Source organism: Aeromonas sp. FDAARGOS 1416 (assembly GCF_019048085.1).
In the GTDB taxonomy this organism is placed as follows: Bacteria; Pseudomonadota; Gammaproteobacteria; order Enterobacterales; family Aeromonadaceae; genus Aeromonas; species Aeromonas veronii.
In genome coordinates this window covers 1,138,172-1,150,312 of the sequence record NZ_CP077301.1, presented here as the reverse complement: position 1 = coordinate 1,150,312, position 12,141 = coordinate 1,138,172, and the positions used below count along the sequence as shown (strand labels likewise).

The 12,141-nt window shown below is 58.0% G+C and carries 8 protein-coding genes; 1 reads left to right on the top strand and 7 read right to left on the bottom strand.

Annotated features, from left to right (window positions below; all coding sequences use genetic code 11):
- Positions 1-135: 135 nt before the first annotated feature.
- The 5 genes from I6L46_RS05155 to I6L46_RS05135 all read right to left on the bottom strand — a co-directional run bounded on the left by I6L46_RS05155 (position 136) and on the right by I6L46_RS05135 (position 7,673).
- Positions 136-570 carry a YcgN family cysteine cluster protein gene (locus tag I6L46_RS05155; protein ID WP_075112995.1) on the bottom strand — a complete coding sequence of 145 codons (435 nt, stop codon included), beginning with the start codon at positions 568-570 and terminating at the stop codon, positions 136-138.
- A 156-nt stretch (positions 571-726) separates the two neighbouring features.
- Entirely contained in the window at positions 727-3,009 is a 2,283-nt protein-coding gene (gene pflB, locus I6L46_RS05150; protein ID WP_005352571.1) for a formate C-acetyltransferase, read from the bottom strand.
- Between the two features lie 46 nt (positions 3,010-3,055).
- Positions 3,056-3,904: a formate transporter FocA gene (gene focA, locus I6L46_RS05145; RefSeq protein ID WP_005333620.1), complete on the bottom strand. Its 849-nt coding sequence runs from the start codon at positions 3,902-3,904 to the stop codon at positions 3,056-3,058.
- 381 nt (positions 3,905-4,285) lie between these two features.
- A complete protein-coding gene (ycaO, locus tag I6L46_RS05140; protein WP_216977543.1) occupies positions 4,286-6,046 on the bottom strand; it encodes a 30S ribosomal protein S12 methylthiotransferase accessory factor YcaO in 1,761 nt (586 codons plus the stop codon).
- Positions 6,047-6,239: 193 nt separating this feature from the next.
- A complete protein-coding gene (locus I6L46_RS05135) occupies positions 6,240-7,673 on the bottom strand; it encodes a glycoside hydrolase family 1 protein (protein WP_216977542.1) in 1,434 nt (477 codons plus the stop codon).
- A gap of 165 nt (positions 7,674-7,838) precedes the next feature.
- Between I6L46_RS05135 and I6L46_RS05130 the strand changes: the two genes are divergently transcribed.
- Positions 7,839-8,702: a LysR family transcriptional regulator gene (locus I6L46_RS05130; RefSeq protein ID WP_201941892.1), complete on the top strand. Its 864-nt coding sequence runs from the start codon at positions 7,839-7,841 to the stop codon at positions 8,700-8,702.
- 36 nt (positions 8,703-8,738) lie between these two features.
- Here the strand turns inward: I6L46_RS05130 and I6L46_RS05125 are convergent, their stop codons facing one another.
- Positions 8,739-9,488 (bottom strand): ABC transporter substrate-binding protein, encoded by a 750-nt coding sequence (locus I6L46_RS05125; protein WP_216977541.1) that lies wholly within the window; start codon positions 9,486-9,488, stop codon positions 8,739-8,741.
- Between the two features lie 175 nt (positions 9,489-9,663).
- The gene (gene metE / locus I6L46_RS05120; RefSeq protein WP_216977540.1) at positions 9,664-11,928 is read right to left on the bottom strand and encodes a 5-methyltetrahydropteroyltriglutamate--homocysteine S-methyltransferase; all 2,265 of its coding nucleotides are present in this window, start codon (positions 11,926-11,928) and stop codon (positions 9,664-9,666) included.
- Between the last annotated feature and the right edge of the window lie 213 nt (positions 11,929-12,141).

Sequence of the window (12,141 nt, the reverse complement as noted above, 5' to 3'; positions counted from 1 at the left end):
GAACGCCAGAACCGCCTTCTGAACGACAAAACCCCCGATACGCTGTATCGGGGGTTTTGAGGTAGAAAACACAAGCTAAAAATGGGTGACGTTTTCAGCTTCTAGATCAGACCACATTGCACTTGATCGCTTGGCTCAGCTGGCCCAAGTGATTATGTGATCAATCCACTCACCAGCCTGCTCCTCGTGAACCACTTTGCCACGTACAGATTGACCCGCCTGATGCATGGCAGAACGACTGCCGGTCAGCAGCGGATGCCACTCTGGCAGAGTATCCCCGTCAGCCAGTAAACGATAGGCGCAGGTAGAGGGGAGCCAATCATATTCGGCAATCTTGTCGTGAGTTATCTGCAGACAGTCAGGCTCTTTTTTGAAGCGATTAAGATAATCGGAACACTGGCAGGTCTTGGTATTGAGCAGGTTACAAGCCACATTGGTGAAAACCAGTTCATCTGTATCTTCATCAATGAGCTTGTTAAGGCAACATTTACCGCAACCATCGCAGAGGGATTCCCACTCGGATTCAGTCATCTGCTGCAGACTCTTGGTCTGCCAAAAGGAGGATTGCATCATACCGCTCACTTAATATGCCTTCTCAAACGCGTGGTTATACCTATTGTTACCCTGAATTTCAAGGTTGGCATGGCCCACAGAGTTCTTTAGCAATAAAAACCAAACATAAAAAAACCGGCGCCTTGGCGCCGGTTTTTGCTCACTATCTCTCTATTACAGAGAAGCAGTGAAGGTACGGGTGATGACGTCTTGCTGTTGCTCTTTGGTCAAAGAGTTGAAGCGAACGGCATAACCGGATACGCGGATGGTCAACTGCGGATATTTCTCCGGGTTTTCCATGGCGTCCAGCAGCATTTCACGGTTCATCACGTTAACGTTCAGGTGCTGACCACCCTCTACGTTGGATTCGTGGTGGAAGTAACCGTCCATCAGGCCAGCCAGGTTGGCTTTCTGGGCTTCCATATCTTTACCCAGTGCGTTCGGAACGATGGAGAAGGTATAGGAGATACCATCTTTAGCGTAAGCGAACGGCAGCTTGGCTACGGAAGTCAGGGAAGCAACAGCGCCTTTCTGGTCACGACCGTGCATCGGGTTGGCACCCGGGCCGAACGGCGCACCAGCGCGACGACCATCAGGAGTGTTACCGGTCTTCTTGCCATATACCACGTTGGAGGTGATGGTCAGAACAGACTGGGTAGCAACAGCACCACGGTAGGTATTCAGCTTCTGAATCTTCTTCATGAAGCGCTCAACCAGGTCACAGGCGATATCATCGACGCGAGCGTCGTTGTTACCGAACTGCGGGTATTCGCCTTCGATTTCGAAGTCGATGGCAACGCCATCTTCGTCACGAATCGGCTTGACCTTGGCGTACTTGATGGCAGACAGGGAGTCAGCCGCTACGGACAGACCAGCGATACCACACGCCATGGTGCGATATACGTCACGGTCGTGCAGCGCCATCAGAGAGGCTTCGTAGCTGTACTTGTCGTGCATGTAGTGGATGATGTTCAGCGCAGCAACGTATTGCTTGGCCAGCCAATCCATGAAGTGGTCCAGACGATCCATCACGTCGTTGTAGTCGAGGTACTCGGACTTGACCATCTCGGTTTTCGGACCGACCTGGATCTTGAGCTTCTCGTCCATACCACCGTTGATTGCATACAGCATGGTCTTGGCCAGGTTGGCACGAGCACCGAAGAACTGCATCTGCTTACCAACGATCATCGGGGATACACAGCAAGCGATGGCGTAGTCATCGTTGTTGAAATCCGGACGCATCAGATCGTCGTTCTCGTACTGAACGGAAGAGGTCTCGATGGATACCTTGGCACAGTACTTCTTGAAACCGACCGGCAGCTTCTCGGACCACAGGATGGTCAGGTTCGGCTCAGGGGACGGGCCCATGGTGTACAGGGTGTTCAGCATACGGAAGCTGTTCTTGGTGACCAGGGTACGGCCATCAACGCCCATACCAGCCAGGGTCTCGGTCGCCCACATCGGGTCGCCGGAGAACAGTGAATCGTATTCCGGAGTACGCAGGAAGCGAACCATACGCAGCTTCATGACCATGTGGTCCATCAGCTCCTGGGCTTCTTGCTCGGTGATCAGGCCTTTCTGCAGGTCACGCTCGATGTAGATATCCAGGAAGCTGGAGGTACGACCGAAGGACATGGCTGCACCGTTCTGGGACTTGACTGCCGCCAGGTAGGCGAAGTAGGTCCACTGTACGGCTTCTTTAGCGTTCTTGGCCGGTACGGAGATATCGCAACCGTACTTGGCAGCCATCACCTTCATCTGTGCCAGGGCACGGTGCTGCTCGGAGATCTCTTCGCGCAGACGGATGGTGGCTTCCAGGTTGACGCCGTTTTCCAGGTCAGCTTGCAGGGACTTGAACTGGGCCAGTTTGTCGGCCATCAGGAAGTCAACACCGTACAGAGCAACACGACGGTAGTCACCGATGATACGGCCACGGCCGTAGGCATCCGGGAGACCGGTGATAACACCAGACTTACGGCAGTTCAGGATGTCTTTGGTGTAAACGTCAAACACGCCCTGGTTGTGAGTCTTGCGGTATTCGGTGAAGATCTTCTCGACCATAGGGTCCAGTTGACGACCGTACACTTCGCAAGAAGTTTTAACCATCTTGATACCGCCGTTGGCGATGATGGCGCGCTTCAGCGGCTTGTCAGTCTGCAGACCAACGATCTGCTCCAGGCTCTGATCGATATAACCGGCATCGTGTGCGGTAATGGTGGAGGGCAGGTCAGTATCAAAATCAACCGGCGCATGAGTGCGGTTCTCGATTTTGATCCCTTCCATGACCTTGTCCCACAGCTTGGTGGTCGCTTCGGTCGCGCCAGCCAGGAAGGACTCGTCACCTTCATACGGGGTGTAGTTCTTCTGGATGAAGTCACGGGTGTTGACAGAGGTCTGCCATTCACCGGCCGCGAAGCCTTCCCATGCTTTTTGGAACTGTTCGTTAAGTTCTGCCATTTTTCATTACCTCACACGGTATTGATGTAGTATCCCGCAATCATCCTTAATGATGACGACGGAAGATAAACCAGTAAGTCAGACCAACCATCACGCCACCACCGATGATATTGCCGATGGTCACGGGGATGAGGTTGTGTAGGACGAAGTTGGATACGGTCAGGTCAGCAAAGGTTGCCGGATCCTGGCCGATGGCCTGCCAAAATTCCGGACTAGCCACGCTGTGGATAGCGATACCAACCGGAATCATAAACATGTTTGCGATGCTGTGCTCGAAACCTGATGCAACGAACATGGCAACCGGCAGCAGCATAACCACTACCTTGTCAGTCGCGCTGCGGGCACCAAACGCCATCCAGGCAGCAAGACATACCATCAGGTTACAGAGGATACCGAGCGCCACCGCTTCGAAGAAGGTGTGGTGAATTTTGTGTTGGGCCACTTTGAGGGCGTTAAGGCCCCACTGACCATCTGCTGCCGTGTACTCTGCAGAAACGATGATCAGCGCCACCATCAGCAGACCGCCAATCAGGTTACCGAAGTAGACCAACCCCCAGTTCTTGAGCAGCTGAGCCCAGCTGATGCGATTGGCAGCCTTGGCCACCAGCGTCAGGGTGGTGGAGGTGAACAGCTCGGCACCGAGCAGCACACAGAGAATAAGTCCGAGAGAGAAGCAGAGACCGCCAACCAACTTGGCCATACCCCAAGGCATGGAGCCGGTTCCGGTCGTCACTGTGATGTAGAAGATAAATGCGATGGCGATGAAAGCGCCTGCAGTGATGGCCAGTGGAATGACCTTGTATGCCGGCTTGGTAGCCTTGGCATAGGTGATGTCTTCAGCCAGTGCAGCGATGGCTTCGGGCTTGAGACAATCGAATGGAGATTCAGCTTTCAATTATTTTCTACCTGAATGTTTTGCCTGTTGAAATCATAACAAAGGGCCAAATAGCCAAAATTGACATTGATCAAGTTTATCAGAGTGCGAATGTAATTTTACTACAAATATTTTAGTGCGATGGCTACGCCACTTTACACCAGGTATCAGCTGAAACAGAAATATCACATTTTTAATGCAATGATTTTAAAGAATTTATTCCAGAGCATGGAAATATGGTATTGGCAAGATATCTTTGCAGTTCAACAGCACATCCCCTGCCCTGCCATCAACCCCCTTAGGGGTATTTTTTGTTTTTTATTTCATCTTTGAATAACAATCCTGTGCCTTGCCGCACGATAAACAGAAGGGGCCACACGGCCCCTTCCTTTACAGCAACGATCACGCCCAGTGATGGGCTCGCTTGGCCTTCTGCAGCTTCTCGTAGGCCGCCAGCAGCTTCTGGTGCAGCGGGAACTGGGAGAGCGACAGATCGGCCGCCTCCAGCCCGTGGAAGCGTGCTTCGCCAGTGGCGTTGGCCCATGCCTGTGCCAGCGTCTCTTCACCATACATGCGAGTGAAGACGGCGCGATACTGCTCCGGATCCCGCTCCTCGTCGAGGAACAACTCGACGCAGGCACGCAGGGCGCGGTAGTAGCTGGCACGCTCGGCAGTAAACACCGACTGGTTGAACTCCATGGTCCAGTCGATAAGATCCAGTGCGGTCTCCAGCTCACCGGCGGCCAGCGCCAGCATGGCTTTCAGCTCGCCAACGCGCAGGGTGTGCAGAGCGGTCCCCTTGGCGGCAGCGATGCCCAGCAGCTCGCGTACACGGGTACGCTCGTCGTGCCCCTCTTCATCCAGTTGATCAAACAACACCATGTACTGCTCGGCATCCCAATCAAGTGATGGCAGTGCCAGGATCACTTCGCGCAGGTTGGCGCCCATGTTGTTGTTGGCCAGCAACAGATCTTCGGCCGGATAGATGTCGGACATGCCCGGCACCAGAATGCGGCAGGCGTAGACACCCAGATGCTCGTAGTCTGCGATATAGACCGGCTGCTCCAGCTCATGGAAGATGCCGATCAGGTGATCGAACTCCTCCTGCGAGGTGCCACGGAAGTCCCAGTCGGCAAACTCGAAGTCCGCATCCTGCTTGAACAGATCCCAGCTGATAAGGCCCGAGGAGTCGATGAAGTGGGTCTCGAGGTTGTGGTGATCCGCCACCTGCTCGTTATCGAATGACGGTGGCACGAATACGTCGAGATCCTTGAGACCACGGCCCTGCAGCAGCTCGGTGACGGTACGCTCGAAGGCCACTTCGAAGCGCGGGTGAGCGCCGAAGGAGGCAAAGCAGGTGCCATTGCTCGGGTTGAGCAGCACCACGCAGATGACCGGATAACGGCCACCCAGAGAGGCATCGAAGCTGTAAATGGGGAAGCCTTCCGCTTCGAGCGCCGCGATGGAGGCGGCAATCCCCGGATAACGGGCAATCACCTCGTCCGGGATCAGCGGCAAGCTGATGGCCTCGGCGATGATCTTGTTCTTCACGTGGCGCTCGAACACCTCGGAGAGCGCCTGGGTGCGCGCTTCGGTCTTGGTGTTGCCGGCGCTCATGCCGTTGGAGACATAGAGGTTGCCGATGATGTTCATCGGGATGTAGACGGTCTCGTGGTCAGACTGGCGCTCGAACGGCAGGGCGACGATACCGCGCTCCTCGTTGTTTGACTGCAGATCCACCAGCATGTCGGCGGTCACTTCACCGTCCGGGTTGTAGAACTTGCGGGTGAAGCTATCTAGCAGACCGGCCGGGAACTGGTCACCCTCGATGGGGAACCACTTTTCGTTCGGGTAGTGAACGAAATCGCCGTTGGCGACCTGCTCGCCAAGATAGAAGTCGGCGAAGAAGTAGTTGGTGGAGAGACGCTCGAAATATTCGCCAAGGGCAGACGCGAGGGCCGCCTTCTTGCTGGCACCCTTGCCGTTGGTGAAGCAGAGGGCGCACTCTTTGTCGCGAATATGCACCGACCAGACGTTCGGCACGGGGTTGAGCCAGGAGGCCTCTTCGATATCAAACCCTAAGGCTTGCAGCTTGGTCTGGAAGCGTTCGATGGAGTCTTCCAGCGCCGCGTCCTTGCCGGGAATAAAAGTGTGGTCAGTCATCACGATATCCTGATTTTTATTGGCTCATGTTCGGCCGCAGATAATAGCAGGGGTCGGCGGCTTTGGCAGGACAAAAATCAGCAAACAGGGATGAGTCGCACGTTGAGAAACCGGCTTATCCCAGCTCCCCCGCCACAAACAGCGCGGGCCCAGGGATTGCCCGGGCCCGCTGGTTACGCAATGCGATACATCGTCAGAGCTGCTTGCCCTGGCTGGCGATCACCTGGCTGTACCAGTGGAAACTCGCCTTCTTGATCCGGCGAAGGGAGCCCCCCTGCTCGTCACGCTCCACATAGACGAAGCCGTAACGCTTCTGGTAGCCGTTGAGCCAGCTCAGGATGTCGGTGAACGACCAGGCACAGTAGCCAAGCAGTTCCACCCCGTCCTGCATCGCCTCCTGGCACGCCTTGACGTGGCTGCGCAGGTAATCGATGCGGTACTCATCGTTCACCCTGTCGCCCGCCTCCAGCTTGTCGAACTCGCCAAGGCCGTTCTCGGTGATCATCAGCGGCAGACCATAGCGGGAAGAGAGGCGACGCAACGCGATGCGCATCCCGGTCGGGTCGATGGCCCAATCCCAGTTGCTGGTCTCAAGGTGCGGATTGGGCGCCGTCTTGTAGAGGCCGGGGATGCCGCTCGATGGCGTAGTACCCTTCTTGCCGGTGGTGTTGATCCGCTGCAGGGTCTGACCGCCCAAGGGGTTATCTGTGTAGGTCAGGGTGTAGTAGTAGTTGACGCCGATGTAGTCGGGCGTCCCCTCTCGCAGCAACTCCATATCGCCCGGCAGGATCTCGGGCGCCTCGCCGTTTTCCCGCAAGTAAGCGAGCGCCGCCTGCGGATAGCGGCCAAAGCAGTAAGCATCCAGCCACCAGAGGTTGTTGAACTCCTCGGCGTTCTCATAGGCCAGCATATCTTTCGGGTCGCACGACGCCGGATAGGCTGGGGAGTAGGCAAAGCTCGGGCCGATGAGGCCATTTGGCACATGCTGGCGAAACGCCTTGATCACTCGGGCATTGGCCAGAAACGCGATATGGTTGGCGGCAAAGAAGCGCTTGCGATCCTGCACGGCCGGCGGATGGGTGCCGAGCTGATAGGCGTTGGTCAGGTTGTAGTTCTGCTCGTTAAGCGACACCCAGTACTTCACCTTGCCGGCAAAACGCTGATAGAGGGTCACGCAGTAGCGCTCGAAATCCTCGATAATGCGTCGATCTTCCCAGCCGCCGTACTCATCCTGCAGCGCCTGCGGCAGATCCCAGTGATAAAGGGTCAGTACCGGTTCGATCTGGTGGGCCAAGAGGGTGTCGATCAGCTTCTCGTAGAAGGCCAGCCCCGCCTCGTTCACCTCCCCCCGACCGGTGGGATAGATGCGCGGCCAGCTCACCGAGAAGCGGTAAGCCTTGAGCCCCATCTCGGCCATCAGCGCCACGTCCTCTTCCATGCGGTGGTAGTGATCCACCGCCACATCGCCGTTGCTCCCCTCAAAGGTCTTGCCCGGCAGCTTGGTGAAGAGATCCCACACCGAGGGCCCCTTGCCATCGGCATTCCAGCCCCCCTCCACCTGATAGGCGGCGGAGGCGGCGCCCCACAGAAAATCGCTCGGGAAGTCGTTGAACTTGTGGTGATGCATCTGGTGTTGCTCCTTCTGCGCTGATGGTGTCAGCCATCTCTGATAACTCGGCGCCCCTGTCGGGGCGCCCGAAATGAATTGGCATAAGCATCCATCACTTCTAAAATTCCGTCCAATGACAAATATGACCACTCAACATTCCCAACAGGAATGAAAGGAGCCCTGATGGAGCTACGGGATCTGAAAGCCTTCGTCACTCTGGGGGAGGTGCTGCACTTCGGCCAGGCGGCGGTACGCCAGCACGTTACCCAGTCGGCCCTGAGCAAACAGATAAGGCGGCTGGAGGAGGAGCTGGGCGGCGAGCTGTTCGAGCGCAACGCCAGTACCACTCGCCTCACCGGACTGGGCAGGGCCCTGTATGAAGATGCCCGCGCAGTGGTCATCCAGAGCGAGCAGCTCTCGCGCACCGCCCGCGACGTGCTGGCGGGCAACGTTGGCACCCTGCGCATCGGCTTTGGCGTGGCCACCAAAATCCTGGTGCCCGCCGCCATTGCCCGTTTTCGCGCCGAGCGGCCGCAGGTGACCATTGAGCTCAACGACCTCTCTACCCACCACCAGCTACTGGCGCTCAGTGAAGGCAAGCTGGATCTCGGTTTTTGCCGCCTGCCCGCCCCCAAGGGGTGGCACGCCCTGCCAGTGGTCGAAGCCCACTTTGTCGCCGTGCTGCCCGCCAGCTACCGCGATGTGAGGGAGTTGGCGGATCTGGTGGACAAGCCGCTGGCGATCCTGCGTCGTGACAAGGCGCCGTCGTTTTACGATCACCTGATGAACTATCTGGCCCAGAGCGGGCTGCGTTTTCGCGATATCCAGTACGTCAACGACTTCGCCGCTGGCGTCGCCACCGCGGCAGCCGAGATCGCCTGGACCCTGGTCCCCTCCTCCACCACCATAGAGCACCCGGATGTGCTCACCCTGCCCCTTAGAGACGGGGAAGCCTGCTGGACCATTGGCCTTATCCGTCCGCCCCACAACAAGGGGCCCTTGATCGATGCCTTCTGGGCAACCATCGCCGATATGACGCCAAGATAGACACGCCGTTGGCAAACCGCAGATGGCGGCCGCGCATCAACGATAGCGTTCGACGATACGCGCCAACTCGCCGCTTTGTCGCAGCTGTTGCAGGGCACGGTTGAACTCGGTTATCCGGGTATTAAAGCGAGAGTGCTTGCCGATGCAGAGATTGAACGGGGTAGAGGCAAGCTGCAGCGGCACCTCGACCACCTGCCCGGACAATCCCAGCTGGTTGAGTTTGAAACGTGCCACCAGTGGGTCGGTCACCATCAGGTCCCCCCGACCCGCCGCCAGCATTTTGAAAACATTATCGACATTGATGGTGTGATGAACGGTGAAGCCCGCCAGGTTCTCCTTGCCCCAACCGTTACCGAAATAGTCGAGAAAGGTAAGCGATTTGAAGTCGCTCAAGCGGCTGGCACGCTGAAAATCGGTCATCCGGGGGTGGCCAAGCCGGGTAAATACCGTCAAAACCGTCGTGGTAACGGGCTCCTCCACCACCAATGTGTAAGAGCGGCGCTCCCGGGTGGCGATGGTGACAAAACCATCGGCCTGCGCCATCCGCACCAGTTTTTGCGCCCGTTGCCACGGATAGCCTTCGTGGTGCACCCGCAGTCCCATGTGTGCTGCCACCCGATCCATCACGTCGATCATCAGCCCGCGCATCTTGCCCTGTTCGTCACGCCACGAATATGGGGCAAAGTCGTCAAAGTAGACCAGCTTCAACTCGGCCGCTGGCGCCGCCCATGCACTCTGCCACATCAGCAATCCCCACAGGATTGCGCTCCCCAGACTGACTCTCATGGCCGCGACTCCATCCACGTCTGCCAACTCTGAGCCTAGTGCAAAGCGGGCTGCGGCAAGGTTCAGGATCCAGTGGAAAAGTGGCCAACGAAAAAAGAGAGAGGAAGCAGTGGCTTCCCCTCTCTCGTTCGTTTGTCAGCACGCCACCTTACCGATGGCAGTCACGGCTTGCCGGTTACGCCAGCTCGGCGCGCAGCGCCCTGGTGGCATCGACCATCACCTTGAGGGCGGCTTCCGTCTCTTCCCAGCCGCGGGTCTTGAGGCCGCAATCCGGGTTGACCCAGAGCCGCTCGGCCGGGATCTGCTTGGCCGCCTTGCGCAGCAACCCCTCAATCCAGCTCTGGCTCGGCACGTTCGGCGAGTGGATGTCGTAGACACCCGGGCCAATCTCGTTGGGGTAGTTGAAGCGTTCGAACGCGTCGAGCAGCTGCATCTGGCTGCGGCTGGTCTCGATGGTGATCACATCCGCATCCAGCGCTGCCACCGCCTCGATGATGAGGTTGAAATCGCTGTAGCACATGTGGGTGTGGATCTGGGTGCTGTCCGCCACCGGGCTGGCGCTCAGACGGAAGGCGCGCACCGCCCAGTCGAGATAGGCCTGGTGATCCTGCTTGCGCAGGGGCAAACCTTCGCGGATCGCCGGTTCATCGATCTGGATGATCTTGATGCCGGCGGCTTCCAAGTCAGCCATCTCGTCACGAATGGCCAGCCCGATTTGCAGGGCGGACTGTTCGCGGCTCACATCTTCGCGCGGGAAGGACCAGCAGAGGATGGTCACGGGGCCAGTCAGCATGCCCTTGACCGGCTTGTCGGTCAGGCTCTGGGCAAATCGGGTCCATTCGAGCGTCATAGGGGTCGGGCGGTCGATGTCACGGGTGATCACCGGCGGCTTGACGCAGCGTGAGCCATAGCTCTGTACCCAACCGAAGCGGGTGATGGCAAAGCCATCCAGCAGCTCACCGAAATACTCCACCATGTCGTTGCGCTCGGCCTCGCCATGTACCAGCACGTCCAGCCCGATGGCCTCCTGACGCGCAATGGCATCGCGGATCTCCGCCTTAATGCCAGCCTCGTAGGCGCTGTCATCGATGCGACCGGCGCGCCAATCCTGCCGCAACACCCGGATCTGCGAGGTCTGCGGGAAGGAGCCAATGGTGGTGGTGGGCAGCAGCGGCAGTTTGAGATCCGAGCGCTGCAGCTCGGCCCTGACCGGATAGGGGCTGTGGCGATCAAAATCGCTGTTGGTGAGGCTGGCGAGCCGTGACTGCACCGCTTTTTTGTGCACCCGGCTGTCGGACTCCCGATCCACGATGGGCTGGCTGTAGGCGGTGATTTTGTCAAGCTCCCCCCCATCCAGATACTCTCTGAGCAGTCCCAGCTCGAAACATTTTTGCAAGGCGAAGGCGAACCAGCTGCGGGTCTGGGGATCCAGCTCCTGCTCCAGGGTCAAATCCACCGGGCTATGCAGCAATGAGCAGGATGAGGCCACCCAGAGCCGCTCGCCGAGTTTGGCTTTCAGTGCCTTCAGAGTCGGCGCCAGCTTGGCCAGATTGGCACGCCAGACGTTGCGGCCGTTGATCACCCCGGCGGAGATGACCCACTGGGCGGGCAGATGCGGCACTAGGGTCTCCAGCTGTTCGGGGGCGGCCACCAGATCCAGATGCAGGCCATCTACCTTGAGGCTGGTGATGATGTCGCGCTGATGGGCCACCGAACCGAAATAGGTGGTGAGCAGCAGCTTGCAGGGGCCGCTCAGGCGCTCGTAGGCGTTGAGGTAGGCCAGCCGCCACTCGTCCGGCAGGTCCAGCGTCAGCGCAGGTTCATCGATCTGTACCCACTCCACCCCTTGGGCGGCCAGTTTGGCCAGGATCTCCTGATAGACGATGAGCAGGCGATCGAGCAGTTCAAGGCGGGAGAAGCCGCTCTCTTTCTCCTTGCCAAGCCACAGATAAGAGACCGGTCCCAGCAGCACCGCCTTGACCGGCAGCCCCAGCGCTTTGGCCTCTTCCACCTCGTCAAACAGCTGGCTCCAGCCCAGCTTGAAGCGCTGATCACGGCTGAATTCCGGCACCAGATAGTGATAGTTGGTGTTGAACCATTTGGTCATCTCGGCGGCGGCCGCCGCCGGGCCGGTCGGCGCACGGCCGCGGGCCACCCGGAACAGGGTGTCGAGATCGGTCTCGCCATGGCGGTGGCGGGCAGGCACCGCATCCACCAGCAGGCTGGTACCGAGCACCTGATCGTACCAGGCAAAGTCGCCCACCGGCAGCAGATTGACCCCGGCGCCGTGCTGGGCCTGCCAATGGCGCTCACGCAGCGTCTTGCCCACGGAAACGAGTTCGGCCTGAGTGGTCTCGCCACGCCAGTAGGATTCGAGGGCAAATTTCAGCTCGCGCTTGGCGCCGATACGGGGGAAGCCCAGGGTGTGTGCTCGTGTCATAGGTTCATTTCCTTATGCTCATTCATCTGATGGGAAACTGGATGATTTAGCCATCCAGATGTTTACACATCCAAAATGACAAGATAAGGTGACGCTGGCTATTGAATCCTCTTCAAGTGGCTCTCAAATAATCCTCAACTGACCGCCAGTCAGGTTCACCGCGAGGATACAGAGGCCGATTTTTACAGGTGCAAGAGGTGCCGGAGTCAAGAA